Here is a 26,408-nt window from a genome sequence, read left to right as displayed (position 1 = left end):
CTCTGTTAAGTTTGACTTGCCCAGCACGGCCCACCGCCGCCTGAGTCCCTTCCAAGCTCGCTAGACAGCCAATGATCAAGACCGCTGACCGCTCGCTGCGAGCAATTCCTTCAAGATCGTTGCCGGGTCGGCCCGCTGTTGCTTGCGGTAGTTGCCGACATGGCGAACGAACAGTGTCGCGCGCGTCACCAGGCTCTTGCCGAGCACTGGCTTGCGATCCAACTCTTCCTTGATCCGTTGAAACTGCGCCTGGATCACCGCATCGGTGTAGCGCGTGCCGGTGGCCAGGTTGTCGATGTAAATCGCCACCGCGCCGTCCAACGCGCTGCGTCCATTGGTGATGGCCATATCGAACAGCTGCGTGCTGGCCTCGTCCTTGCTGTCCACCGCCTGCTGGCGACTCTTCTGCAGGTTGGCCAGGCGGATGTTGTAGTTGCTGATGGTCTCGGCCACCAACGCCGCCGACTGGATCAGGTTGCCCGCCGCCTCTTCACGTTGTTGAGCGATCAGCGACACGTTGCGCTTGAGCTCTTCGTTGACCAGGCCCAGCTCGGCTTGCAGCTTGGGATCGACACTGGCGGCAATGATGCTGTCCAGGCGCTTGGTCGGGTCCTGGGCGTCGTCGATGGCGTCGGTCAGGGAGGCCAGACGGCCTTCTTTCTGCCACTGGGCGAACAGTTCCTTGTAACGCGAGCGCGGCGCCGACAACGCGCCAATCGCCACGCGAAAACCGGTGGTCTCGTTGCTTTGCTCGGTGCCATCAGCGGCAAACAAGGGGTATTCGCGGCGCATGCCGGTGAACAGCGTGCCCTCGCCTTCCAGGTAGTTGCCGCCCTTGACCACAAAACCGCCGTAGGTGCCCTGGCGGCGGCCGGCGTGGACCAACTGGAAGGATTCCTGGACCATTTCCGCAGCGTTGCCGATCACGTCGAACATGCCGATGGGGTTAGGCAATTTGGTGCCGATGGGCATCAACCGCGCCGCCTGGCCGGTGCCGCCGGCCACCTGGTTGAACACGGCGTAATCAGCCAGCGGGCCATCACTTTCACTGCCTTCGGCGCGGCGTGGATACAGCCGGCCTTCGAGGTCCTGGCGGCTCACCGCCTGGCCGCCGCGTGCGGCGTACTCCCACTCCACTTCGGTGGGCAGGCGCACAAAGCCCAGGCCGCCGTCTTCGGCGGACGCACCGCGCCCGCTCACCGGCAGCAGCTCGCGGTGGTATTTCATCAGCCAGGCGCTGTACACCGCCGAGAAACGCTCGGCCTCAAAGCGCGACAGTTTCACCTTGGGCAAACGCCCGGCCATGCCAGTGGGCACGTCACACGCCGGCGCCGGTTCACCGCTGGCCAGGGATTGCGCCTGGGCCATCACCTGGGCGTATTGGCGGGCGGTCACTTCGTATTTGCCGATGAAATACAGCATGGGCTTGAGCGGGGTCTTGGCGTCGGTCTTCGGCATCTGCGGCGCGATGACCTTGCTCCAGTCCTTGGGCAAGTCCTTGAGGGTGAACTGGCCGTTGATGAAGTCGCGGCGGTAGCCGGAAATAAACGACTGCTGATAACCCGCCTCGCCTTCGGCAAAGGGGTAGCCCAGGTTGATTTCACGGTCATCCAGGGTGCCCTGGGCCAGGATGTAGGCGTAGCGGAACACCATGTTGCCTTCGCAGGGCAGCGGCAGGCTCACGTCGTCCGGCAACGGCTTGGGGTTGTCGAGCTTGTCACTTGCCTCATCGGCCCAGGCCAGCGAGGCCAGGCTCAGCGCCACGCAGGCGCCCAGTAATTTATACATCTCTGATTCCTTCAGAAGCCTGGATACGTGCCACCCGCCAACCACCACAGGCGGCCGCCACGGCACTGACGCCGAGCACCGCCACCAGGGCCAGGCCGTAATGGCGCGCCAACAGGTGGCTGGCGTACTCGCCCGGCACCTGCACAAAAAGCTTGTTCAACGCGGCCTCAGCCAGGCCATACAGCCCAACGCTGAGCACAGCGGCAAAACCCGCGCTGTACAGCGCTTGCAGCAGCACAAACAGCAACAACGCGGCGGTGGAAAACCCCAGCAGGCGCAACACCGAGAGTTCCCGATGCTTGCGCGCCACCGCCGCCAGGGTGCCCGCGAAAATAGCCGCAAACGCCCCGGCCAACGCCAGCCCGGCGATGATCCAGAACACAATCGACAGGTTGCGGCTCAACGATTGCACTTGAGCGATGGTGTGCGCCTGGGTTGAAACCAACAGGTTCTGCCCGGCGAAATACACCCGCAACGGTTCCACATCACTGAGGCTGCGCGCATACAGGCGAAACGCCGGGTAGATACGCTGTTCGCTCACGCTCGCCGCTTCACCGGCCCAACCCAACGCCGGCACCGCACGGCCATCGCGGTAATCTTCCGCTGCCTCCAGCAACCCCAGATCGGCAAACAGGCCCTCGCGAGCGAAGGCTTCCAGCGGCAACACCGCCAGCACCTGCAACCGCGTGCGCTGGGCCTCGACGCGCCCCGCCACCTGCCGCGCAAAGCTGGTTTCCAGCCAGTCACCGGGCCTTGCCGCGAGCTTTTCAGCGGCGGTATGGCTGAGCACGATCTGGTCCAGGCCGTGGGGCAGCGGCAAGCCTGCCAACAACGGGTCGCCTGCGGCAGTCGGCAGCATTTCCAGGGTCAAGGTGCCCACCTGCGCCGTGGCTGCAATCTGCCGTGTGCGCGGCACAGCAAAGGCCACATCGCTGCGCTCACCCAGTTGCGCGATAAACGCCGCGCTGAATCGGCCACCACCCAATGGGATGATTTCACGGCTTGCGGGGTCGGTCTCCAAGCGTTCGGTCAAACTGCTAACCAGTCCAAATTTCAGCCCGAATAACACCAGCAATGGCGCGATAACCGCCACCAATGCCAGCACCGAACAGGCCGACAGCCACCCATCGTTGCGGTAGTCCTGCCACGCAAGCGAGGCAACCAGGCCGATGCGCATCAGCACGCCTCCCCAAGGGTTGCGGTGACGCCGCCGTCTGGATCGCGCTGGCAACGGATACGCCGCACCTGCAAGCCACTGGCGCGAGCCAGCGGTTCGTCATGGGTGGCGATCACACAGGCCGCACGGTGTTCGCGGGCCTGGGCCAGCAGCGCCTGCATCACGCGCTCGGCATTGAGCGGGTCCAGGGACGCCGTCGGCTCATCGGCCAGCACCAGTTGCGGCCCATGGGCCAGAGCCCGCGCACAGCTGACCCGCTGGCGTTGGCCCACCGACAAGGCAGCCGGGCGCTTGGCCAACTGGTCGCTGATCTGCAACTGCTCGGCCAGGCGCGCCACGCAGCCGTCGTCCTGCAAGCCCAGCAGTTGGCGCGACAGCGCGATATTGCCGCGCACATCCAGAAACCCCAGCAAGCCTCCGGTCTGCGGCACATAGCCCAAGTGCTGGCTGCGCAACGCGGCCAGCGCCGATTGCCGGTCAGCACGCCACAGCGCACCGATGTCCTGTTGGTTGAACGCAAACTGCCCCACCTGATCCGGCGCCAACACCAGCGCCAGCACGTCCAGCAAAGTGCTCTTGCCGCAACCACTGGGGCCGACAATCGCCAGTTGTTCACCCGCACCCAGCTGCAATGCCGGGATCACCAGGCTGTAGCGCTGGCTACCGACGCCCCGGCTCTTGTGCACCGCGCTCAGGTTCAGCATTACGGCAGCGTCGACAGTGGCACGCGGTACAACGCATCGCCCGGTTCGGCATCGCCGAAACGGACCCAGTTGGCCACGTCGTTATGGAAGGTTTCATACAGGCGGATTTTCGAATCCAGCTCGTCGATAAAGTCTTCCTGCTCGGCCACGCTCAATGACAACCACAGGTCCTGTGTCATGTTCAGCGACTTGCTGCGGTACGGCAGGCCCTCGAGGTATTCACCGAGCAGGCCGCCGTCAGCCAGGTTGCCGCCCTTGCGCAGGGCCTGCGGGTCGCGGCTCATATAGGCCGAGGCACTGGCGATTTCCTGGAAGAAATCCTTGGGCGAGCTTTGGGTCTTGCGCGCCGCATCCACGATCAACTTCAACGATTGTTGCAGGTCGTTGAGTTGCAGTTTGGTCAGCATCACGCACACCTGGAACGCCGGCAGCGCTGGGTTGGTCAGGTCGCGGTCGGCGGTCCAAGCGCTGACCAATTGCGGTGCCTGGCTCGCGGTTTTGCGCCCGAGAAAGTCCATGTGCATGGCATAGCCGACGGCGGCGGACTTGTCCGCCAGACTCGGCGCGGCACTGAGCAACGGCACGGGCTGCGGCGTGTTGCTGCGAACCTGATGCACGAGGTTGGCGAACACCGTGCCGATCTCATCGACGCGCTCACCCAGCTTGCGCACATCGCCGCCTGGCACTGGCGTGTACAGGTCGCCGATCTGCGGGTTGGCGTCGGCGGTGAGGACGCGATACTGGCTCTCGGCGCCGGCATGGGTTTTCTTGCCGGCGTCGGTGCGCAGGTGCAGCGCATAGATCTTGATCTGCTTGCCCAGCGCGGCCTGGCGCACCTCGGCTTCGTTCATCTGGGTGGCGGCGAACGGGTCGTTCTTGCGCAACGCGCCAGCATCGGAAACCAGCAGGATGATGCGCCCGCCGTAGCCGGACCAGTCCATGCCGTCCACCGCCTGCATCACCCCGGCAAACGCGTCTTCGTTGAAGGAGTGACTGGACACCGTCGACGCTTTGACCTGGCGCGCCATCTCCAGAAAGCGCTGCGGGTCGCGGCCTTGGTCGAGACTGATCAGGGTCTTGGCGACATACTCAAGGCCCGGGGTTTTCTGGACGCTACTGCGAAAGCCGACCATGCCGAAGCTGACGCTGTCCAACTCGCCACGCTCGGCAATGCGGGTTTGCAGCTCATGCACCACGTCGCGAATCTGGTCGATGTAGGGCTGCATCGACACGGTGGTGTCCACCACCAGCACCACGGCCGTGCGGAACGCGTCGGCATGGGCGCTGAGCGTCGGGCTGGCCGGTTTGGCCGTGGCGCGGCTGCCTGGGTCGATGGAAGCCACGTTGAGCAACTGCACCGGTTGGCCGTTGTCGTCGAAGCTCTCTTTGGAATCAAAGATCGGCAACAGGTAAAACTGGTTCTGCGGCACCGCGCTGGCGGTCGGCTCCAGGGCCAGGACTTGCTGGTTGTCTTCACGGTTGTTCTGCGCCTTGGCCAAGGCGCTTTTCGCGGCGGCGGGGTCGGCCAGCAGTTTTTCCACCTCTGCGGGCTGGCGCAGGAACATCACGGGCGCCCGCCCCGAGCGCTCGGTGAACTTGAGCACCAGGCTTTGTTTCCAGTCGCTGACCTGGGAGGCTGGCAGCCAACCGTCGCTGCGACCATCGGTGGCGGCGCCGACGCGTACCCACGGGCTGCCGTCGACGTCTTTGCGCTGGTACACGTAGAGCACGGAAAACGCCGGCAACGCTTTACCCGGCGGGCTCCCTGCGTCCGCTGAAAGCTGGGCGCCAGGTTTGCTGAGTACGCGCTGGAACAAGGTTTTCTTGCCTGCCATCAGCAATGGGCGTTGACCGCCATCCACTTCAGCGACAGCCACCGGTGGCGTCACCTTGGGCACCACGGCGGCTGGCGACTGGGCCGGTTCATCGCCGCCGCTCAACCACCAGTAGCTGGCGCCACCAATGGCCAACGCGACGGCGACCGCCACGGCGGCCAAGGCCAATACCGGCCCACGGCGCTGCTCGGACGGGGCATTGTGCTGCGTCGGCGTGACCACCGGTTGACGCGCTATTGGCTGCGGCTGCGGTTTATCCGTCGGAATATCGACGGTGACAGGGGTCATGCCCGCCAGATCAAAGCTCAATGGAATCGGCAGCGGCCGCACCAGCGTGGCGTCCGATTCATCCGCCGGCAGTTGATCCAACGCCAACAACAACGCTGCCGCATCTGGATAACGTTCCGCTGGGTCCTTGGCCAACAACTTGCGCAGCACGCCCTGATAGCGCCCATGGTGCACGGGCAATTCCGGCAAGGGTTCGGTCAAGTGCGCCAGCGCGGTGGAGAGCGCATCGGTGCCGTTGTAAGGCAGCTTGCCGACGAGGATTTCATACAGCACCACGCCCAGCGCGTAGAGGTCGGCGCGGCCATCGATCTCCTGGCCTCGCGCCTGCTCGGGGCTCATGTAGCTCGGCGTGCCCACGGCAAACCCGGCCTGGGTGAATTGGGTGCGATCGTCCAACGACTTGGCAATCCCGAAGTCCGACAACACTGCCGTACCATCGGCCCGGAACAGAATGTTCGCCGGCTTGACGTCGCGGTGCACCAGCCCTTGGGCATGGGCATAGCCCAGGGCCGAGGCAATCTGGCGGATCAGCGTCACGCCCTGCTCCGGGGTCAGCCCAGCGGCAATGCGCTCCTTGAGCGTGCCGTTGGGCAGGTATTCCATGGCCATGTAATACAGCTCACCAACGTTGCCGATGTCATGGATGGTCACCGTGTGCGGGTGCGACAAGCGCGCCAGGGTCTTGCCCTCGCGCAGGAAGCGCTCGCAGAAACTCGGGTCGGCCGCCAGCGCTGCCGCCATCACCTTCAGCGCCACCTTGCGCTCCAGCGAGCGCTGGGTCGCCAGGTACACGCTGGCCATGGCGCCTTCGCCAATCTCGCCTTCGATGTCATAACCCGGGATGACAATGTTCATGACGAGACCTTCACGACGAGGGTGGTGATGTTGTCCGGTGCGCCGCGATTGAGCCCCAGGTGCACCAGGCTGCGCACGATTTCATCCGGCGCGTCATGGCTGAGCACGTCGCGGATTTCGTGGTCTTCGACGGTCTTGTTCAGGCCATCGCTGCACAGCAAATAGCTGTCGCCGGGAGCGATCAACAGGTCCACTGAAGCGACGTCCAACTGGGCCTCCACACCAATGGCGCGGGTGACGATATTGGAGCGCGGGTGTGTACGGGCGTCGGCTTCGCTGAGCAGGCCGCTGTCTTGCAGGTCTTGCACGTAACTGTGGTCGCGGGAAATGCTTTCCAGCACGCCGTCGCGCAGGCGGTACAGGCGGCTGTCGCCGGCCCACAGGCACACCCCGCGCAAGCCGCGCGCGGCGAACACCACCACGGTGCTGCCCATCATGGTCACGCCACGGTTGGCGGTTTCTTCGCGCACAGCCGCGTTGATGCGCAGCAGGTCGTTGCGCAGCGTCGCCGAGTATTCATCCAGGGAACGGCCCAGCGGCACATGGCGCAGGCTGTCGACGATCAAGCTGCTGACATAGTCCCCCGCCGCGTGCCCGCCCATGCCATCGGCCACCACCCACAAACGGTTTTCCGGCAGGTCCAGAAAGGCATCTTCGTTGACTTGGCGAACCATGCCCACATGGCTTTTGCTCGCGGATTTGTACGTCACGCCCATCTACACCACACCTTCTTGTCCGAGCAAAAACTGCGCAAAATCGCTGGCGGCAGGCAAGCCCTGGCACCGTAATAAACCGGGGGAGATACGCTGCGAACCTCGCCCCCACCACAGGCTTGCACCCTCGCACGCCTGTTCGGCCAGCGCGGTCATACGCTGGTGCGGCACGGTGGCTGCCACCCTTTGCAGGCCGGCAAAACGGCTGTCCACCGCTCGCGGCTCGCTGGCCGGCACACCCAGTTCGTCGAGCCCGGCATTGAAGCCTTCGAAGGTTGCGCCGCTGTCCAGGGTGCTGAGCAACAAGGTTTCAGCCTGCTCGAACCAGGCGTCCGAACCGCCCACCAGCGACGCCGGGTTAGTGTCGTGATCCAACAAGGTCACCACTGCCAGCGGAAAGTACCGCCCGACCCGGTCAATGCTCGGCATCACCACGCCCGCCGCCGCATCCGGCCCGCACACGCCCGGCGCCAGCACAAAGCGCCACAACGGGCTGACCAGGTACGCATTCAGCCAGTCAGCGCCGAGGCTGTTCTGGCTGGCGAGCAAACCCGCCGCCAGCCAGCTGTCCCATGGGCCGATAAAACTCTGGGGCAAGGCGCGGCTGACAAAGTCGCCGCGGCTGGCCAACTTGCCGTAAAAACCCAGGGTCGTCATAGCCGCTCCGGCAGGCTGAAGCCGCTGAGCACTCGGCTCTTGAACGGGTTGAAGGCACTGTTGGCGCGCAACTCGTAGGCGATGCTCGCGCCATCGACCCGCAGGCGCAGGTTGAAACGGTCCGGCGAGTTGCCTGCCGTGAGGTCCGATTGCTCCAGCAGGCGGAACCAGGCCCAAGGGCCGTCCAGGGTGATGCCGGAGCGACCACTGGCCGACGGCGGCATGATGGAAATACGCACCACGCCAATGCTGCCGGGGTTCGGCCATTGCATCGCTACTGGGCGGCTCGGGCCGTGGTCGTAGCTCAGTTGCTGGCCGTCCAGGTCCAGCAGGAACTGGGTGATGGTGGGGTCCATCGACACCGGCTTGAGCTCGAAACGCACGATGGGCTGGGTGCCACCGGAGCGGAAGAATGCGTCCCGAATCGTCGCCGCACGCTGGAAGGTTTGCAGCACGCCCGGCGCAATCCCCAGCTTCTGCGCCGCCCCCGGTTGCCAGCGCCAGGTCTGTGCCGACGTGTCCACATAGGGCTGCAGGTATTTGCGGAAGTAGTTGTCCATCACCCCGCCCACGCCGAAGAACTGGCCGAAGTCATCCAGGGTGGCGTCCCGCGCACTGCCCGGCGACATCGGGTAACGCCCGGCCAATGACTGGCGATACACGTTGACCACTTCACTGACCCAGGCGGCGTTCAGCTGGTTACGCACCCCGCCCATCATGCTGTTGGTGGTGGAATTGACCACCGACTTGACCATGCCCTGCACCAGCGGCGGCTGACGCTCGGCGTTCAGGCTGACCCGCGTGGCCGCTGCCGCCGCCTGGTTCTTGGCCTCGCCGAGCAAGGCATCGCCGCTGGCACCGACCATGGCGCTGACCTGCACATACAGTGCATTCATGTCCGACAGCAGGCCGTCGATGGCCGCCGGTTCGCCTTCGTTTTTGCTGACGATGCTGTTGAGTTCGGCAAAGTGCGCAGTCACCGGATCATCCGCCGGCGCCGGGGCATTCGCCGTCGGTTGCGCCTCGCCCAACAAGCTGCCGAGGCGCTCCTTGAGCTTGTCCACGCCGCCTTCCACCGGCACGCCTTTGGCGGCCAATTGGCGTTCTTCGGCTTGCAGGTCGGTTTCCCTGGCGACCGCCACCAGCAGCTTTTTCAACGGCGAGGTCGGCCCGGAAATCACCCGCAGCACATCGGCGGCCTGGGCCACGCTGGTGATCGGCACAAAGTCGATGTCAGCGAGCAACGCGTCCCACTGGCGCTGGTAATCCTGGAAGTACAAGCGGCGCACGTCGGCGGCCAGGCTCACCACGTTCTGCTGATCGGCCTGTTCATGGCCCAGCACCCATTGCTCTTCGGCCAGGGTGCCGGTCTGGTTCAGGCTGCTAAGCAAGAACGCCTGGCGATAGCCCTTGGCGGTGAAGAAGCCACTCAACGGTTCGCCCAACGGCTTGCCGCTCTTGCGGCTGAACACCAGCGCGGCATCGCGGCCAGCGGCCTCATTGAGCCGAAAGTCCGGGATACCCTCGGGCAGCTTCTGGCGCTTGACCCGGTCGTACACGCGCTGGGCCACGGGCAGTTGCTGCAACTGCCGACGCAGGTCGTCGATCAGGCGCGGGTCCAGGCGCGCACTCGGCGGGTGGCGTTCGAACAGCGCCTGCAAGTGCCCGGCCAGGGCCTGACGCTGGTCGGCCGGCAGGTCGCGGGGCAGGTTGCGGTCCCAGTCCAGGGCGATCCAGGCCTTGATGAAGTCCGGGTCGTAATGCTCGGTGTCGGCGAGCATCAGGTAAGCCTTGAGGCCCTCGTAGAGGAAGTCGGAATTGCCGCCGCCGTGCAGTTGTTCTTCGATACGCGTCACCAGGCGTGGTGCGAAGACCGCGATCAACAGTTTGCGGTACACGCTGGCGGACTCGGCTTCGAGCATATCGCCCTGGTACAGCCCCAGCCCTTCGGACCAGCTCGGCGAATCGCCCGCCAGGTTCTTCACGGCGTTGAGCAATGGCAGCACGGCAAGCACTTCCCGCTGTGCCGGGCTCAGGTTCTGGACGGTCTGACCCAGGGGCGCGACCTTCTGATCGACCTGGGCGATATACGCCTGGTTGGCGCGATAGCTCACCCACCACAGGCTGCTGACCACCACCACCAGCGCGACGGTGGCCGCCAGTACGCCACGGGCGATCCATTTGCGGCGCCGCTCGACTTTCGGGTTCACCCCCACCAAGCCGCGCTCGGCAAAGGCCACGGCGGTGAAGAGTTTTTCGATGAAGTAACTGCGCCCGGTGCCGCTCTGGCGCGCCAGGTGCTGGCGGTCCAGGTTCATGCTCTGGGCCATGGCACCGATCAGGCGGTCAATCGGGCTGCCTTCCTGTGTACCGCTGGTGAAGTACACGCCACGCAGCAACACGCGCTCTTCAAAAGCATTGGGTTTGAACACGCCTTCGAGAAAGCTTTGCAGGCAATCTTTCAACGCGCCGAACTGCTGAGGGAAACCGTAGATCAGGTCGCGTCGTGCCGGGTCGCGTTCCTGTTGCAGGCGCTCGACCAGGCGTTCGTTGAGGCGCTGCTCCAGGCCGGCGAATTCGCTTTGCAGGTGCGCCAGCGGGCTGTCGCTGTTTTTGCCGTCGTCCAGGGCAAAGGTCATGCCCCACACCTGGGCGCGCTCTTCCTTGCTCAGGTTGTCGAAGAACTCCATGAAGCCTGGCACCAGGTCGAGCTTGGTGAGCATCAGGTAGATGGGGAAACGCACGCCCAGTTGCGTATACAGCTCCTGGATGCGCAAACGAATCGCGGCGGCATGGGCGGCGCGCTCGGCGTCGGTGCCCAACAACAGATCCGAGAGGCTGATGGCAATAAACGCACCGTCGATAGGCCGGCGCGAACGCTGCTTTTTCAGCAGGTCGAGAAAGCCCAGCCAGGCGGCTTTATCCACCGTGGAGTTGCTGTCCTGGGTGGTATAGCGGCCAGCGGTGTCGAGCAATACGGCCTGGTCGGTAAACCACCAGTCGCAGTTGCGCGTGCCCCCCACGCCGCGCACCGCACCAGCGCCCAATTGCGCCGCCAGCGGGAAATGCAGCCCGGAATTGACCAGCGCGGTGGTCTTGCCCGAGCCCGGCGGGCCGATGATCACGTACCACGGCAACTCGTAAAGGTTGCGGCGCTCATCTCCGCCCAGCTTGGCTTTTTTCAGCAGTGCCAGGGCTTCATCCATACGCTGGCGCAGCGTCGACAGCTCTTCGGCAGTCGCAACGCTGTTGGGGTCGACCGGGGTTTCTGCGGCCAGGCTGCGCATCACTTCGGCGGCCTGGCGACGGGCCTGGATGATGCGGAACACGCGGTAGGCCACCCACAGCGCAAACACCAGCACGATCAGCGCCCAGCGACGCCCTTCGGGCACCAGCACGTCCAGCAACGGGCCCACAAACCAGATGATCAGGCTCAGGGCAATCAGGCCCAGCACGGGGATAACCCAGCGAATCATGAAACTGAAAAACGCCTTCACTCGACGCCCTCCGCCAATACGGTAATTTCAACCCGACGATTGCGGGCACGGCCTTCGGCAGTACTGTTGGTCGCCAACGGCTCGGTGTCGCTGCGGCCTTCAGCACTGAAGCGTTCGGCCTGGCCGGTCTTGGCCGCGAGAATTTCCAGCACCGACTTCGCCCGGGCTTCGGACAACGCCCAGTTGGACGGGAAGCGCAGCGTGGCAATCGGGCGGTTGTCGCTGTGCCCGGTGACACGCACCTGGCCCTTGACCTTGCGAATGGCGTCAGCGATGCGCAGCATCAGCGGCTGGTAGTCATCGACGATGCTGGAGCTGGCCGAGGCGAACAGCTCATCGCCACGGATGGTCACGACAGAGCGGTCAACCTTGTCTTCCACGGCCACGCGGCCGGCCTTGATGTCGTCGGCCAGGAACCCGGCCAGGCGCGGGCGCTCGATCACTTTGGGCTGCGCCACCGGACGGTCGATGGCCTGCACCGGGATCTCGCCCAGAGCATGGATGTTCTTGAACACCGGCTCGGCGTCCGAGGCCAGCTTCAGGCGCAGGCCGAACAGCAACGCCAACAGCAGCGCCAAGCCAATCGCCACGGCGATCCATGGCGGCATGAACTGCGCCAGGCGATCACGGGCAACCGTCACACCGCGCCAGTGCGGTGACAGCTCACGCTCGTGTTCGCCACGGGCGCTGCGTATCGCTGCGGCGGTGCGCTCGCGCAAGGCTTCCAACTGGCTGCGCCCGTCGGTCATCACGCGGTAACGCCCTTCAAAACCCAGGCACATGCACAGGTACAACAGCTCCAGCAGGTACAGGCGTTCCCGTGGGCTTTGCAGGCAGTGGTCAAGCAACTGGAAAACCTTTTCGCCACCCCAGGCTTCGTTGTGCACGGTAATCAGCAGGCTCTGTTTACCCCAGTCACTGGTGCTGCCCCACGGCGTGCTCAGCACCGCTTCATCCAAGGCGGTGCACAGCGCGTAACGGGCCAACAGCACTTCATTGCGTGCCACACCAGCGGCTTCGGCGCGCTCTTCGAACTGGCGCAGGTACGCCAGCAACTGCGCACGCAGGCTGGCCGGCGCGGGATGGGCGATGGTACTGCGCAACCGCGTCAACAACGCCAGCAACGGGCCGGCGGCGCTTTCCAGCGGGTTGAGGCCCTGGCTCTTGCCGGTGAGGATCGGCGCGGCCGGCATCGCCAGCGGCGCAGGTTCGGCACGCGCGGGTGCAGGTTCTCGGCCACCCGGGCGCGGCATGAACTGGGTGCGGTCATCATCATTGGGATGCATCGCCAATTATCCTCGGATCGCCCAGAAGGCCAGGTTCAAGCCCGGGAACTGCCCGGCGATATGGAAGGCGAAACCGCCGGAATTATTCAGCTGCTGCCAGTGCTCACTGCCACGGTCCAGCTCGTAGTAGGTGCTGCCCGCGTGGTAAGGCAACTGGCGTGGCGCCACCGGCAACGGCAGCAGACCGATGCCCGGCAGTTGCAGGTTGACCATGTCGCGGATGTGCTCCACGGAGCCAACCTTGCTCTGCTGGCCGAAACGCGCACGCAGGGTTTCGCCGGGCACATCGGCGCGCACCACGAGGATGAAACTGGCGTTGTCGAGCAGGGTCTTGTCGGCCAGCATCGCCACATGGATGCCGTAGGCTTTCTCCACAATCGGGATCGGCGTGGCCTTGCTGTCGATCAGCATCGACAGCGCCTCACGCAGGGCCGCCATCACCGGCATGTAACTCAGGGCCAGGTCGTCGTGCTGGTACTGCGGGTATTCCTGGGGGCGGCGGCCGGAGGTTGAGAAGGTGGAAAATTCACCGGCCAGGCTGACCAGTTCGCTGAAGAAGCGTTCCGGGTGCAGCGGGCTCAACTGGCTGAAGTGCTGGATCAGCGGCTGTGCGCGGTTGACCAGTTGCAGCAGCATGAAGTCAGCGATCTCCGAGGCACCACCGGCACCCGAGGCCACCACGCGGCCGGCCAGGGCTTCGCCACGCTGGTGCAACAGGCCCAGCAGTTCACTGCGAAAGGCCGTCAGCGGTTTGCTCGCGGCCACGTCCAGCACCGGCGGGATGTAGGTGTCATCGAGCACCAACGCGCGGTCGGCGCGTTTTTCCTTGATGCGTACCAGGCCGATGGCGGCGTAGTCGCTGATGCCGTCCTGCGCCGTCAGCAGGCGCAATGCCCGCGAACCCACGGCCACCGGTGCACGGTTTTCGAACGGGGCGTTGTCGTCGCGCACTTCACGCACCTGGCTCACGTAGCGGGCGGCTTCCAGGGCCTCGCCCTCGTCCACCGTGTCACGGGCGCCGGCGCGCTTGAGCGGCAGGGCCAGGTACACCAGGCCGTCGCGCAGGTTGTCGTCGATGTTCAACGGGCTCGGCGCCAGGTCATCCTGGGGAATATTGAACGGCGTGCCATCGGGCAGCAGGCCGCGGGCCGACACAATCGCCAGCTTGCCCTGGGCCAGCAGGCCCTGGTCGATCAGCAACTCGGAGAACCCCCAGGCACCCGCCGACAACGGGCGGCTGCGGGCGTCGATCAGGTTTTCCAGGTAACGGTCATGCTGCTGGAAGTGCTGCGTTCCGATGAACATGCCTTCCGACCAGACCACGCGATTGTTCCAGGACATGGGGGCTCCGATTGCTTGTTATTGGGCTGGGCTGGATGGGGAAGCCACGACGTCGGCGCGCACGGCATGCACGTCGAGGCTGATCTGGTATTCGCTGTATTGGCGCGGCGGCACATTGATGACGGCGCGCCATTGCGCACGGTCCAACTCGCGGTAGCCCACCAGCAGGCCGATCTGGCGCGTGGAGGGGTCGAGGTCGCGCTGCACGCTCAGTTGTTGGCCGGGCTGCACCATCACTTCGTCCTGGTCCAGCAAGTCCAGGCCGAGGGTGGATTGCGCACGGTCCGCCAGGGCGAAGTAATCGGAGCGTGAAAAGGTCGCGGCGTTTTTCAATTCGAAAATGCGCACCCGCACCGGCGCGGCCTGGCCGGTGGCACCGGGGTTAAGCCCGGCAATCGCGTGAAAATGCAATTCGACGGCGGCCGTGTCGGCTTCGGCCTCGGCAGCCGCCTGGGGTTTGACCGCGTCGTTGGCACACGCCGTCAGCAGCAGCGCGGTAGCGGCTGCGAGTAAAAACCTGGGAATCATCCTGCGTCCTCAATGACGTATTTAGCTATCCGTTTTATCCATGAGTGCGAGGCGTTTTCAGCCTCGCTGTCGTGCACTGTGTTCTTCGTAGGCCCGGCTGAACTCGCGACCGAACAGGTCCTGGAAATCGTCCTGGGCCTCGCGGGAAATGTTGCTGTAAAGCTCGGTGAACTGCTGCCAGTACTGGGCCTGGCGCGAACCGTTGAACAGACTCGAGAGGCCGCCGGGCTTGCCCATACGCTCCTCCAATTGCGCCGGTTCAAAGCGCGTGAGCAGGTGCTTGATCGCCGCTTCCACGCCAGCCATCACGGCCAACTGGTGGGCGCGCAGGTCGTCGAAACTGTCACGTACGGCGAGGTCCGGCGCCATGAATGCCTGGTTGCCATGACGCAGCAACAGCAGTAACGCTTCATCGGCATTCGGGGCGAATTTCAATGGGTTGTTTTCGGCGGGGCGGATCATCGTCTGCTGCATGCGAAACTCGCCCTTGAGGCTGGCACGGGCACGCAATACGTCGATCAAGCCCTCGACCATCAACCGGTAGCTGCGGCCGATACTTTCCATCTGCGCACAGGCGTCGGCTTTGTCCAGGCGCAACTGGTCCAGGCCCGCACCGCGCAGGAAGGCCTGCAAAAGGTCCGGTTGTAGCTCGGCATTGGCCACGGGGAGCGCAACAGGCTCGACCACGGGTGGCGGCGGGATGATCGGGTCTGGGGCGGGCGCAGCATTGACCACGGGCGCGGGCGCGTCGCCGAACAGGTCCCAGTCTTCGGGAATCACCGAGCCTTGCACCGCCGGCTTTTCGGGCGCCGGTACGGCCACTGGAGCCGGGGGGCGAAAATCGTGTTGCTCGGATGGCACATGGTCCGCCACGGTGGGCGGCGGCACGGCGGTGGGGCTGAGGAAGTCGAACAGGTCTGGCAGGGTTTCCATGGCCGAGGCGCCCTGGAACTGCGGGGCGATCATCGGCGTGGGCGCAGGCGGGCTCGCCACGGCGCCCATCAGCGCTTCAAAGCTGTTGGGTGAGTCACCGGCAAATGGCTGGCTGTCGATGGCCTGCACGTTGAAGTCGATGCGCGCCTGGATCTCGTAATCACCGATGCGGATCAACTCACCGTCTTGCAACGGCTCGCTGTTACCGCGACGCATACGAATACCCGCCTTGACCAATTCCACACCATTGGTGCTGTTATCGGTTAAGTAGTAACGGCCATCTTTGTATTGAATAACGCAATGTTGCGAAGAGACGAGACGCTCAGGGTCGGGCAATACCCAGTCATTGTCAGAACTGCGGCCAATAGCCATCACGCCCTGATCCATGGACTTTTCGGGGCATTGCCCGGGGGTGATCTTGTGATAACTAGTGATAGTCAAACACAGCGACATCTTGCCTCCTTGCTGATACGTCGCGCGCGGCCTACCCAGGAGGCAGTGCCACCCTGGAGAGTCCCGTCCTGTCGTAAAAACGACCGCCAAAATCTGCTTTTACCAGCATGATCGCTGATCTTAACTGGCTTCCATGACAAAAATCCGCTCTGGGCGCGCCTTTCGACCCGCCAGTCGCGCAGGTTGTTAAACACCGCACATCTGTCACAGAGGGCGAATAGCTTACCTTGACAAGCCATAAGTACTACACCAAAAATGCACAACTTCTTGAACATCAGTGATGGCGCAGTAGTGGCACGCTGAGTATATGACCAAGAAAACATGCAAAGTTCATTACGCAACTAGTGCATGCATTGCCCGCCGTCCAGCGGGCCGATAAGGAGATCGAATTCAGTGGATGTGCCGTTGCTGCTCACCGCCGTTTCCGCGACGTCGCCCTGTGGCGAGGACATGGAATATGACGCGCAATTTCTGCAGTTGGAACGTGATGCCAAGGGCCAACCCGAACGCAGCATGGGCGACTCGATCCTGCCCGCTGAGCCGCCCGAGTGGCGCAGCATCCAGCAGCAAAGCCTGGACCTGTTGCAGCGCAGCAAAGACCTGCGCATCACCCACTTTCTGCTGCAAAGCACCCTCGCCCTCCAGGGTGTGGCCGGGCTGGCCGAAGTCCTCACGCTGATCGACGCCTTGCTGCGCCAATACTGGGCCGAGCTGCACCCGCGCCTGGATGCCGACGATGACAACGACCCCACCGTGCGCATCAACGCCCTTACCGGCCTGACCTGCGAGACCAATATTCGCCTGCTGCGCGAAAGCATCCTGACGCGCTCGCGCACGTTCGGGCCCGTGACCCTGCGCGCAGCGCTCAACGCCAGCGGCCTGCAAAGTTTTGCCGATGAGCAGTTGGGCAACCAGCAACTCAACGCCGCGTTCCTGGACAGCGACCCCGAACAACTGCAAGCCACCCGTGACGCCTTGAGCGCGGCGCGTGCGGCGTGCGAGGCCATTGAGCAACAGGTCAATGACCAAGTCGGTTCCGCCCAGGGCGTGGACCTCAGCGCCTTGAAGCAGCCGCTCAAACAGGCCCTGCAACTGCTCAACCAAGCGGTGCCAGGCACCGACAGCAGCAGCGATCCCGAGGCCGTCAGTGAAGACAATGCCCCCTCGGTCGATAACGCCGCCGCGCCCGCAGCCCCTCGCCCTTCTGGCGACATCGCCACCCGCGACGATGTGCTGCGCAGCCTCGACAAAATCCTCGCGTACTACACCCGCCACGAGCCTTCGAGCCCGCTGCCGGTGTTGTTGACCCGAGCCAAGAATCTGGTGCATGCCGACTTTGCGGCCATCGTGCGCAATCTGATTCCCGATGGCATGTCCCAATTTGAAAACCTGCGCGGCCCCGAAAGCGAGTAAGCCGCCGGACCGTGCAGTAACAACACCGTCGCTCAAGCGACCAGGAGCAGCAACGTGGCGAAGCAAAGTTCTCAGAAATTCATCGCGCGCAACCGTGCGCCTCGAGTGCAGATCGAGTACGACGTCGAGCTTTACGGCGCCGAGAAAAAGGTCCAGCTGCCCTTCGTAATGGGCGTGATGGCCGACCTCGCCGGCAAGCCTGCCGAGCCGTTGGCACCCGTGGCCGACCGCAAGTTCCTTGAAGTGGACGTCGACAACTTCGACTCACGCCTCAAGGCCATGCAGCCACGCGTCGCGTTCCACGTCCCCAACGAGCTGACAGGCGTTGGCAACCTGAGCCTGGACATCACCTTCGAAAGCATGGACGACTTCAGCCCGGCCGCCGTGGCGCGCAAGGTCGACTCCCTGAACCAACTGCTCGAAGCCCGCACCCAATTGGCCAACCTGCTGACCTACATGGACGGCAAGACTGGCGCTGAAGAAATCATCATGAAGGCGATCAAGGACCCGGCATTGCTTCAGGCACTTGCCAGCGCGCCCAAGCCTGCAGGGGAGCAGTAATCATGACGGACAATACCGCCCGCGAAGGCAGCCAGATCCTGGGTACCACCGAAGAAGCCAGCGAGTTTGCGAACCTGCTGCTGCAAGAGTTCAAACCCAAGACCGAGCGTGCCCGCGAAGCCGTTGAAACTGCGGTGCGCACCCTGGCTGAACAGGCCCTGGCGCAAACCGACCTGGTGTCCAACGACGCAATCAAGTCGATCGAATCAATCATCGCCGCTATCGACGCCAAGCTCACCGCCCAGGTCAACCAGATCATCCACCACCAGGATTTCCAACAACTGGAAAGCGCCTGGCGTGGCCTGCATTACCTGGTCAATAACACCGAGAGCGATGAGCAACTGAAGATTCGCGTGCTCAACATCTCCAAGCCAGACCTGCACAAGACCCTGAAGAAATTCAAGGGCACTGCATGGGACCAGAGCCCGATCTTCAAGAAGATGTACGAAGAAGAATACGGCCAGTTCGGTGGCGAACCGTACGGCTGCCTGGTGGGTGACTACTACTTCGACCAGTCGCCGCCCGATGTGGAACTGCTGGGCGAGCTGTCGAAAGTCTGCGCCGCCATGCACTCGCCGTTCATCGCTGCGGCCTCGCCGACTGTGATGGGCATGGGCTCGTGGCAGGAACTGTCGAACCCACGCGACCTGACCAAGATCTTCACCACCCCGGAATACGCCGGCTGGCGCTCGCTGCGTGAATCGGAAGACTCGCGCTACATCGGCCTGACCATGCCGCGCTTCCTGGCACGCCTGCCGTATGGCGCCAAGACCGACCCGGTGGAAGCCTTCGCCTTCGAAGAAAACACCGACGGCGCCGACAGCTCCAAGTACACCTGGGCCAACGCCGCCTACGCCATGGCAGTGAACATCAACCGTTCGTTCAAGCACTACGGCTGGTGCTCGCGCATCCGCGGCATCGAGTCTGGCGGTGAAGTGGAAAACCTGCCGGCCCACACGTTCCCGACCGATGACGGTGGCGTGGACATGAAGTGCCCGACCGAAATCGCCATCAGCGACCGCCGTGAAGCGGAACTGGCGAAGAACGGTTTCATGCCGCTGCTGCACAAGAAAAACACCGACTTCGCCGCGTTCATTGGCGCCCAGTCGCTGCAAAAACCTGCCGAATACGACGACCCGGACGCCACTGCCAACGCCAACCTGGCCGCGCGCTTGCCGTACCTGTTCGCCACGTGCCGTTTCGCTCACTACTTGAAGTGCATCGTGCGCGACAAGGTCGGTTCCTTCAAAGAGAAGGACGAAATGCAGCGCTGGTTGCAGGACTGGATCCTCAACTACGTCGACGGCGACCCGGCACACTCCACCGAAACCACCAAGGCCCAGCACCCGTTGGCCGCCGCCGAAGTGATCGTGGAAGAAGTCGAAGGCAACCCGGGGTATTACAACTCCAAGTTCTACCTGCGCCCGCACTATCAGCTTGAAGGGCTGACGGTGTCGTTGCGTTTGGTATCGAAGCTGCCTTCGGCAAAAAGCGCATAAGTAACGATTGAGCTAGCTCGTTCCCACGCTCCGCGTGGGAATGCCGCCCGGGACGCTCTGCGTCCCGGTGACGCGTAGCGTCACAGGATGCGTTACCACGCAGAGCGTGGGAACGATCACCCAATCAAGTGGCATGGGCCACACAGGGAGAAAACATGGCTGTTGATATTTTCATCAAGATCGGCGACATCAAGGGCGAGTCCATGGACAAGGCCCACAAGGACGAAATCGATGTGTTGAACTGGAGCTGGGGCATGTCCCAGTCCGGCAACATGCACGTCGGCGGTGGCGGTGGCGCGGGCAAGGTGAATATCCAGGACCTGTCGCTGACCAAATACGTCGACAAAGCTTCGCCCAACCTGATGATGCACTGCGCCAGCGGCAAGCACATCGACAAGGTCAAGCTGACCGTGCGCAAGGCCGGTGGCGAGAGCCAGGTCGAGTACATGGTGATCAACCTGGAAGAAGTGCTGGTCACCTCCTTGAGCACCGGCGGTTCGGGCAGCGATGATCGCCTGACCGAAAACGTCACCCTGAACTTCGCCCAAGTGATGGTCGACTACCAGCCGCAGAAAGCCGACGGCACCAAAGACGGCGGCGCCATCAAGTTCGGCTGGAACATCCGTTCCAACACCAAACGCTGATAGCCCTTGTGGCCGTGGCCTGGTGCCACGGCCATTGTGTCCCTCTCGCAACCCGTCCGTGGAGCTGCTTTGGTGGTAACTGAAATCGCTTCCCGCGACCGTCTGCAACCGTCCCTGCTGGACCGGTTGACCGACGACGACCCGACCAACCCCAAGGAAAGCGCGGACAAACGCGTGCTGTCCCTGACCCAATTGAAGGCCTCGGTGCTGCGTGACCTGGCGTGGTTGCTTAACACCACCTCATTACTCGATACCGATGCCACGCTGCACACCCCGGCCGGCACGTCGGTGGTCAATTACGGCCTGCCGGCACTGGCGGGCAACAGCGCTTCGAGCGTCGATATCAAAGCCCTGGAAGCCTTGATTTACCAGGCCATCGCCACCTTCGAGCCGCGTATTTTGCGCCACACATTGCGGGTCAAGGCGCGCATGGGCCATGGCGAGATGAACCACAACGCCCTGAGTTTCGAGATTGAAGGCGACCTGTGGGCACAGCCGGTGCCGTTGCGTTTGCTGTTGCAGACCGACGTGGACCTGGAGTCCGGCCATGTGCGCGTGCTCAATGCCGACCAGCGGAGACGCCCATGAACCCGCGCCTGCTGGAGCTGTACAACCAGGAACTGCACCACGTGCGCGAAAGCGCCGCCGAGTTCGCCAAGGAATACCCCAAGATCGCCAGTCGGCTGACCCTGTCCGGTATGGACTGCGCCGACCCGTACGTCGAACGTTTGCTTGAAGGCTTCGCCTATCTCACGGCCCGCGTGCAGCTCAAGCTCGACGCCGAGTACCCGACCTTCACCCACAACTTGCTGGAAATCGCCTACCCGCACTACCTGGCACCGACGCCGTCGATGACCGTGGTGCAATTGCAGACCGACCCCGATGAAGGCTCCCTGGCTGGCGGTTTCCCGCTGCCCCGGGACACGGTGCTGCGTGCCGCCCTGGGCCGTGAAACCCAGACCTGCTGCGAGTACCGCACCGCGCACCCGGTGACGCTGTGGCCGTTGCAGGTCAGCAACGCCGAATACTTCGGCAACCCCGCCGCCGTGCTCGGGCGCCTGGCCGCCAGCGAACCGAAGGCCAAGGCCGGTCTGCGCCTGACCCTGCGCACCGGTGCCGAGCTGCCGTTCAACAGTCTCGACCTGGACACCTTGCCGCTGTACCTGAGCGGCGCTGATGAACAACCGTTTCGCCTCTACGAACAACTGCTGGGCAACGCCTGTGCGGTGTTTGCGCGCCAGCCCGGTGGCGATTGGGTCGAGCGCCTGCCCCAGGGCGCGTTGCGCTCGCGGGGGTTCGACGATGCCGATGCGGCCATGCCAGTGGTGGCGCGGGCATTCCAGGGCTATCGCCTGTTGCAGGAGTACTTCGCCCTGCCCCATCGCTTCCTGTTCGTTGAATTCGCCGAGTTGAGCCGCGCGGTCAAGCGCTGTGACGGCCAGGAGCTGGAACTGATCGTGCTGTTCGACCGACACGAACCGAGCCTGGAAGGCAGCGTCGGCGCAGCGCAGTTCTTACCGTTCTGCACACCCGCCATCAACCTGTTCCCCAAGCGCGTGGACCGTATCCACTTGTCCGACCGGGTCAATGAACACCACGTGATCGCCGACCGTACGCGGCCGATGGATTTCGAGATTCATTCCTTGAGCGGCATCACCGGCCACGGCACCGGGCCGGAGCAACCGTTCTTGCCGTTCTATGCGGTGCGCGATCCGTCGCGCTACGGCCGCGACCAGGCGTATTACAGCGTACGCCGCGAGCCACGGGTGCTGTCCAGCGACCAACGCCGCAATGGCCCGCGCTCCACTTATGTGGGCAGCGAAACCTTCGTCAGCCTGGTGGACAGCCGCCAGGCGCCGTATCGCCATGACCTGCGCCAACTGGGCGTGACGGCGCTGTGCACCAATCGCGACCTGCCGCTGTTCATGAGCGTGGGCAATGGCAAGACCGACTTCACCCTGGCCGACAGTGCGCCGGTACTGGCCGTGCGGTGCGTGGCGGGGCCAAGCCGCCCGCGTGCCAGCCATGCGCATGACGCCAAGGCCTGGCGCCTGATCAGCCAGCTGTCGCTCAACTACCTGTCCTTGAGCGAACAAGGCCAGGGCGCCGGCGCCTTGCGTGAACTGCTGCGCCTGTACGGCGACAGCAATGACGCCGCCCTGCAATTGCAGATCGAAGGCCTGCGCGAGGTCAGCAGCAAGGCGGTGACCCGACGCCTGCCGATGCCGGGCCCGATTGTGTTTGGGCGCGGCCTGGAAATTACCCTGGAGTTCGATGAAAACGCGTTTCGCGGCACCGGCGTGTTCCTGCTCGGTGCAGTGCTGGAGCGCTTCCTGGCACGCTACGTGTCGATCAACAGCTTTACCGAGACGGTGATCCGTACCACCGAACGCGGCGAGATCATGCGATGGAAAGCCAAGCCCGGACGGCGTCCGACCCTGTGAGAACCCTGGACGCGATGCACCAGGAGCCCTGGGAATACGACTTCTTCCAGGCATTGCGGCGCATCGAGTGCGAAACGCCCGAGCTGCCACGCCTGGGCCATTCCCTGCGCCTGGCCGATGATCCGCTGCGCCTGGGGCAGCAGGCCGATTGCACCTTCGCACCCGCCACCCTCGCCTCGGTCGACCCGGGAGGCGATGGCAAGCCGGCGCGGCTGGAGCAGTTCTTCTTCGGCCTCGGCGGCCCCAACGGCCCGCTGCCGCTGCATATCACCGAGTACGTACGCGAGCGCCAACGCAACAACGCCGACAGCACCAGCAAGCAGTTCCTGGATGTGTTCCACCATCGCCTGCTGACTCTGTTCTATCGGGCCTGGGCCGAGGCGCGGCCTACCGTCAGCCACGACCGCCCGGACGATGACTACTGGTCCGCCCGCCTCGCCGCCCTGAGTGGCCGTGGGATGCCGAGCCTGCTCAATCAAGGGCTGATCCCCGATACCGCGAAGCTGCATTACAGCGGCCATCTGTCGGCGCAAACCCGCTACCCGGATGGCTTGAAAGCGATCCTCGGCGAGTACTTTGGCCTGCCGGTAGCGATCGAAGAATACGTCGGCCAATGGCTGGAACTGCCCGAACGCAGCCGCGTGGGGGTCAGCGCCAACCAGTTGGGCGTGGACTTCTGCCTGGGCAGCCACGTGTGGGACCGCCAGCACAAATTCCGCATCCGCCTGGGCCCGCTCACGCTGGATGACTACATGGGCATGCTGCCTGGCCAACAGCCGTTCAACGAGCTGGTGGCGTGGGTGGCCGAGTACCTGGGCCATGAACTGGACTGGGACTTGAACCTGGTTTTGCAACAACCCGAAGTTCCGGCGCTGCAACTCAACGGCCAGTTCCGCCTGGGCTTCAACACCTGGCTCGGCCAACCTGCGCATGACGCCAACGACCTAATCCTGGCCCGGCATTACGCCGACCACGCCACCACCTCAAGGAATCCAGAGCATGGGTGAAATCAGTCGCGCCGCACTGTTCGGCAAACTCAACAGCGTGGCCTACAAGGCCATCGAAGCCGCCACGGTGTTCTGCAAGTTGCGGGGCAATCCGTATGTGGAACTGGCCCACTGGTTTCACCAGTTGCTACAACTGCAGGACTCGGACCTGCACCGCATCATCCGCCAGTTCAACGTGGAGCCGGCACGCCTGGCTCGCGACCTCACCGAAGCCCTGGACCGCCTGCCGCGCGGCTCCACGTCGATCACCGACCTGTCCTCCCATGTGGAAGAGGCCGTAGAACGCGGCTGGGTGTATGGCAGCCTGATGTTTGGCGAAAGCCAGGTGCGCACCGGTTATCTGGTGCTGGGCATCTTGAAGACGCCGAGCCTGCGCCATGCGCTGCTGGGTTTGTCCGGCGAGTTTGACAAGATCAAGGCCGAGGCCCTGAGCGAGCGCTTTGATGAATACGTCGGTGACTCACCGGAAAACGCCTTGAGCGCCAGCGACGGCTTCAATGCCGGTGTCCCTGGCGAAGCCAGCGGGGCCATGGCGCCCAGTGCAATGGGCAAGCAGGAAGCGCTCAAGCGTTTCACGGTGGACCTGACCGAACAGGCCCGCAGCGGCAAGCTCGACCCCATCGTCGGCCGTGACGAAGAGATCCGCCAACTGGTGGATATCCTCATGCGTCGGCGCCAGAACAACCCGATCCTCACCGGTGAAGCCGGGGTAGGCAAGACTGCCGTGGTCGAAGGTTTCGCCCTGCGCATCGTCGCCGGTGACGTGCCGCCTGCGCTCAAGGACGTGGAGCTGCGCAGCCTCGACGTGGGCCTGTTGCAAGCCGGCGCCAGCATGAAAGGCGAGTTCGAACAGCGCCTGCGCCAGGTCATCGAAGACGTGCAGGCCTCGCCCAAGCCGATCATCCTGTTTATCGACGAAGCCCACACCCTGGTGGGTGCCGGTGGCGCTGCCGGCACCGGTGACGCGGCCAACCTGCTCAAGCCTGCCCTGGCCCGTGGCACCTTGCGTACCGTGGCTGCCACTACCTGGGCTGAGTACAAAAAGCACATCGAGAAAGACCCGGCCCTGACCCGCCGCTTCCAGGTGGTGCAGGTTGCCGAACCGTCGGAAGAAAAGGCATTGCTCATGATGCGCGGCGTGGCTTCCACCATGGAAAAACACCACCAGGTGCAGATCCTCGATGAAGCCCTGGAAGCCTCGGTGAAGCTCTCCCACCGCTACATTCCGGCGCGCCAGTTGCCGGACAAATCCGTGAGCCTGCTGGACACCGCCTGCGCCCGCGTCGCTATCAGCCTGCACGCGGTACCCGCGGAAGTGGACGACAGCCGTCGGCGTATCGAGGCCCTGGAAACCGAGCTGCAAATCATCGCCCGTGAGCATGCGATCGGCATTGCCACGGGTACGCGCCAGAGCAACAGCGAAGCCTTGTTGAGCGCCGAGCGCGAGCGCCTGGCGACCCTGGAAAGCCGTTGGGCTGAAGAGAAAGCCTTGGTGGATGAACTGCTCGCCACCCGTGCCACCTTGCGCGAAAAAGCCGGTGTGGTGGACAGCGGCAACGATGCGTTGCGTGCGCAATTGGTCGACCTGCAACAACGCCTCACCGCTCTGCAAGGCGAAACCCCATTGATCCTGCCGACCGTGGATTACCAGGCCGTGGCCTCGGTGGTCGCCGACTGGACCGGCATCCCGGTGGGCCGCATGGCGCGCAATGAACTGGAAACTGTGCTCAACCTCGACCAACACTTGAAGAAACGCATCATCGGCCAGGACCATGCCTTGCAGATGATCGCCAAGCGCATCCAGACCTCCCGCGCCGGCCTCGACAACCCGAGCAAGCCGATTGGCGTGTTCATGCTGGCCGGCACCTCAGGTGTGGGCAAGACCGAAACCGCCCTGGCCCTGGCCGAAGCCATGTACGGCGGCGAGCAGAACGTCATCACCATCAACATGAGCGAGTTCCAGGAAGCCCACACCGTGTCCACGCTCAAGGGCGCACCTCCGGGCTATATCGGCTACGGCGAAGGCGGTGTACTGACCGAAGCGGTGCGGCGCAAACCCTACAGCGTGGTGCTGCTGGATGAGGTGGAGAAAGCCCACCCGGACGTGCATGAGATCTTCTTCCAGGTGTTCGACAAGGGCGTGATGGAAGACGGCGAAGGCCGGGTGATCGACTTCAAGAACACCCTGATCCTGCTGACCACCAATGCCGGTACCGAGCTGATCTCCCACGTCTGCAAGGAACCTGCGAACATCCCCGAGCCCGAGGAAATCGCCAAGGCCCTGCGCCAGCCGCTGCTGGAGATCTTCCCGCCGGCGTTGCTCGGTCGACTGGTGACCATCCCGTACTACCCGCTCAGCGATGAGATGCTCAAGGCGATCACACGCCTGCAACTGAACCGCATCAAGAAGCGTGTGGAGAACACCCATAAAGTCGCGTTCGAGTATGACGACGCCGTGGTCGACCTGATCGTCTCGCGCTGCACCGAGACTGAAAGCGGCGGGCGCATGATCGACACCATCCTCACCAACAGCCTGCTGCCGGACATGAGCCGCGAGTTCCTCACGCGCATGTTGGAAGGCAAGGCGTTGGCGGGAGTGCGGATCAGCAGTCGGGATAATGAATTGCACTACGACTTCAGCGACGCGGCATAAGCGCCACAATGCCTGACACCTGTAGGAGCGAGCTCGCTCGCGAAGAACTCGAGATCGCCGCGTTCATTCAGAATGCCCGCGTCATCGTTGACGACCTTCGCGAGCAAGCTCGCTCCTGCAGTTGAAATTGAC

The 26,408-nt window shown here is 63.8% G+C and carries 19 protein-coding genes; 8 read left to right on the top strand and 11 right to left on the bottom strand.

Features of this window, described 5'->3' with window-relative positions:
• Window positions 1-75: 75 nt before the first annotated feature.
• The 11 genes from CRN80_RS09575 to tagH are packed head-to-tail and all read right to left on the bottom strand — an operon-like array spanning window position 76 to window position 16,055.
• Window positions 76-1,788: an SUMF1/EgtB/PvdO family nonheme iron enzyme gene (locus tag CRN80_RS09575; protein ID WP_098950039.1), complete on the bottom strand. Its 1,713-nt coding sequence runs from the start codon at window positions 1,786-1,788 to the stop codon at window positions 76-78.
• Window positions 1,781-2,965, bottom strand: a complete 1,185-nt coding sequence (locus tag CRN80_RS09570; RefSeq protein ID WP_032894526.1) for an FtsX-like permease family protein — start codon at window positions 2,963-2,965, stop codon at window positions 1,781-1,783. The genes CRN80_RS09575 and CRN80_RS09570 overlap by 8 nt, the downstream gene beginning before the upstream one ends.
• Window positions 2,965-3,669 (bottom strand): ABC transporter ATP-binding protein, encoded by a 705-nt coding sequence (locus tag CRN80_RS09565; RefSeq protein ID WP_032894523.1) that lies wholly within the window; start codon window positions 3,667-3,669, stop codon window positions 2,965-2,967. Before CRN80_RS09565 ends, CRN80_RS09570 begins: the two co-directional genes overlap by 1 nt.
• Window positions 3,669-6,647 carry a serine/threonine-protein kinase gene (locus CRN80_RS09560; protein ID WP_098950038.1) on the bottom strand — a complete coding sequence of 993 codons (2,979 nt, stop codon included), beginning with the start codon at window positions 6,645-6,647 and terminating at the stop codon, window positions 3,669-3,671. Before CRN80_RS09560 ends, CRN80_RS09565 begins: the two co-directional genes overlap by 1 nt.
• Window positions 6,644-7,363, bottom strand: a complete 720-nt coding sequence (locus CRN80_RS09555; protein ID WP_098950037.1) for a PP2C family serine/threonine-protein phosphatase — start codon at window positions 7,361-7,363, stop codon at window positions 6,644-6,646. Before CRN80_RS09555 ends, CRN80_RS09560 begins: the two co-directional genes overlap by 4 nt.
• On the bottom strand, window positions 7,364-8,017 hold the full coding sequence (gene tagF, locus CRN80_RS09550; RefSeq protein ID WP_047712083.1) for a type VI secretion system-associated protein TagF: 654 nt from the start codon (window positions 8,015-8,017) through the stop codon (window positions 7,364-7,366).
• Window positions 8,014-11,514, bottom strand: coding sequence for a type VI secretion system membrane subunit TssM (gene tssM, locus CRN80_RS09545; RefSeq protein ID WP_034129106.1), 3,501 nt, complete (start codon window positions 11,512-11,514; stop codon window positions 8,014-8,016). Before tssM ends, tagF begins: the two co-directional genes overlap by 4 nt.
• On the bottom strand, window positions 11,511-12,800 hold the full coding sequence (locus tag CRN80_RS09540) for a DotU family type VI secretion system protein (protein ID WP_098950036.1): 1,290 nt from the start codon (window positions 12,798-12,800) through the stop codon (window positions 11,511-11,513). The genes tssM and CRN80_RS09540 overlap by 4 nt, the downstream gene beginning before the upstream one ends.
• A 6-nt stretch (window positions 12,801-12,806) precedes the next feature.
• Window positions 12,807-14,141 (bottom strand): type VI secretion system baseplate subunit TssK, encoded by a 1,335-nt coding sequence (gene tssK, locus CRN80_RS09535; RefSeq protein WP_098950035.1) that lies wholly within the window; start codon window positions 14,139-14,141, stop codon window positions 12,807-12,809.
• 18 nt (window positions 14,142-14,159) lie between these two features.
• Window positions 14,160-14,669, bottom strand: a complete 510-nt coding sequence (gene tssJ, locus CRN80_RS09530) for a type VI secretion system lipoprotein TssJ (RefSeq protein ID WP_098950034.1) — start codon at window positions 14,667-14,669, stop codon at window positions 14,160-14,162.
• Between the two features lie 57 nt (window positions 14,670-14,726).
• Window positions 14,727-16,055: a type VI secretion system-associated FHA domain protein TagH gene (tagH, locus tag CRN80_RS09525; protein ID WP_098950033.1), complete on the bottom strand. Its 1,329-nt coding sequence runs from the start codon at window positions 16,053-16,055 to the stop codon at window positions 14,727-14,729.
• A gap of 393 nt (window positions 16,056-16,448) precedes the next feature.
• On the opposite strand from tagH, the gene tssA reads away from it, so the two are divergent.
• From tssA to tssH, 8 genes are all read left to right on the top strand, one after another.
• Complete coding sequence (gene tssA / locus CRN80_RS09520) at window positions 16,449-17,468, top strand: type VI secretion system protein TssA (protein WP_032894509.1); 1,020 nt, start codon at window positions 16,449-16,451, stop codon at window positions 17,466-17,468.
• A gap of 54 nt (window positions 17,469-17,522) precedes the next feature.
• A complete protein-coding gene (gene tssB / locus CRN80_RS09515; RefSeq protein WP_073526210.1) occupies window positions 17,523-18,029 on the top strand; it encodes a type VI secretion system contractile sheath small subunit in 507 nt (168 codons plus the stop codon).
• A 2-nt stretch (window positions 18,030-18,031) separates the two neighbouring features.
• Window positions 18,032-19,528 (top strand): type VI secretion system contractile sheath large subunit, encoded by a 1,497-nt coding sequence (gene tssC, locus CRN80_RS09510; protein ID WP_003195559.1) that lies wholly within the window; start codon window positions 18,032-18,034, stop codon window positions 19,526-19,528.
• A 155-nt stretch (window positions 19,529-19,683) separates the two neighbouring features.
• A complete protein-coding gene (locus tag CRN80_RS09505) occupies window positions 19,684-20,172 on the top strand; it encodes a type VI secretion system tube protein Hcp (RefSeq protein ID WP_003195562.1) in 489 nt (162 codons plus the stop codon).
• 72 nt (window positions 20,173-20,244) lie between these two features.
• Complete coding sequence (tssE, locus tag CRN80_RS09500) at window positions 20,245-20,760, top strand: type VI secretion system baseplate subunit TssE (protein ID WP_003195563.1); 516 nt, start codon at window positions 20,245-20,247, stop codon at window positions 20,758-20,760.
• The gene (gene tssF, locus CRN80_RS09495) at window positions 20,757-22,616 is read left to right on the top strand and encodes a type VI secretion system baseplate subunit TssF (RefSeq protein ID WP_003195564.1); all 1,860 of its coding nucleotides are present in this window, start codon (window positions 20,757-20,759) and stop codon (window positions 22,614-22,616) included. The genes tssE and tssF overlap by 4 nt, the downstream gene beginning before the upstream one ends.
• On the top strand, window positions 22,580-23,623 hold the full coding sequence (tssG, locus tag CRN80_RS09490; RefSeq protein ID WP_044269921.1) for a type VI secretion system baseplate subunit TssG: 1,044 nt from the start codon (window positions 22,580-22,582) through the stop codon (window positions 23,621-23,623). Before tssF ends, tssG begins: the two co-directional genes overlap by 37 nt.
• Window positions 23,616-26,276, top strand: a complete 2,661-nt coding sequence (gene tssH, locus CRN80_RS09485) for a type VI secretion system ATPase TssH (protein ID WP_098950032.1) — start codon at window positions 23,616-23,618, stop codon at window positions 26,274-26,276. The genes tssG and tssH overlap by 8 nt, the downstream gene beginning before the upstream one ends.
• Window positions 26,277-26,408: the final 132 nt, after the last annotated feature.

This window comes from Pseudomonas sp. FDAARGOS_380 (genome assembly GCF_002591235.1).
In the GTDB taxonomy this organism is placed as follows: Bacteria; Pseudomonadota; Gammaproteobacteria; order Pseudomonadales; family Pseudomonadaceae; genus Aquipseudomonas; species Aquipseudomonas salmasensis.
Note: the sequence above shows the minus strand (reverse complement) of the source record. Positions and strands in the feature narration are given on the sequence as shown.

What these genes read in the sequence shown, in the direction of transcription:
- CRN80_RS09575 (WP_098950039.1), bottom strand. Translation starts at nt 1,788, where the DNA reads ATGTATAAATTACTGGGCGCCTGCGTGGCGCTGAGCCTGGCCTCGCTG.
- CRN80_RS09570 (WP_032894526.1), bottom strand. Translation starts at nt 2,965, where the DNA reads ATGCGCATCGGCCTGGTTGCCTCGCTTGCGTGGCAGGACTACCGCAAC.
- CRN80_RS09565 (WP_032894523.1), bottom strand. Translation starts at nt 3,669, where the DNA reads ATGCTGAACCTGAGCGCGGTGCACAAGAGCCGGGGCGTCGGTAGCCAG.
- CRN80_RS09560 (WP_098950038.1), bottom strand. Translation starts at nt 6,647, where the DNA reads ATGAACATTGTCATCCCGGGTTATGACATCGAAGGCGAGATTGGCGAA.
- CRN80_RS09555 (WP_098950037.1), bottom strand. Translation starts at nt 7,363, where the DNA reads ATGGGCGTGACGTACAAATCCGCGAGCAAAAGCCATGTGGGCATGGTT.
- tagF (WP_047712083.1), bottom strand. Translation starts at nt 8,017, where the DNA reads ATGACGACCCTGGGTTTTTACGGCAAGTTGGCCAGCCGCGGCGACTTT.
- CRN80_RS09540 (WP_098950036.1), bottom strand. Translation starts at nt 12,800, where the DNA reads ATGCATCCCAATGATGATGACCGCACCCAGTTCATGCCGCGCCCGGGT.
- tssK (WP_098950035.1), bottom strand. Translation starts at nt 14,141, where the DNA reads ATGTCCTGGAACAATCGCGTGGTCTGGTCGGAAGGCATGTTCATCGGA.
- tssJ (WP_098950034.1), bottom strand. Translation starts at nt 14,669, where the DNA reads ATGATTCCCAGGTTTTTACTCGCAGCCGCTACCGCGCTGCTGCTGACG.
- tagH (WP_098950033.1), bottom strand. Translation starts at nt 16,055, where the DNA reads ATGTCGCTGTGTTTGACTATCACTAGTTATCACAAGATCACCCCCGGG.
- tssC (WP_003195559.1), top strand. Translation starts at nt 18,032, where the DNA reads ATGACGGACAATACCGCCCGCGAAGGCAGCCAGATCCTGGGTACCACC.
- CRN80_RS09505 (WP_003195562.1), top strand. Translation starts at nt 19,684, where the DNA reads ATGGCTGTTGATATTTTCATCAAGATCGGCGACATCAAGGGCGAGTCC.
- tssF (WP_003195564.1), top strand. Translation starts at nt 20,757, where the DNA reads ATGAACCCGCGCCTGCTGGAGCTGTACAACCAGGAACTGCACCACGTG.
- tssG (WP_044269921.1), top strand. Translation starts at nt 22,580, where the DNA reads ATGGAAAGCCAAGCCCGGACGGCGTCCGACCCTGTGAGAACCCTGGAC.
- tssH (WP_098950032.1), top strand. Translation starts at nt 23,616, where the DNA reads ATGGGTGAAATCAGTCGCGCCGCACTGTTCGGCAAACTCAACAGCGTG.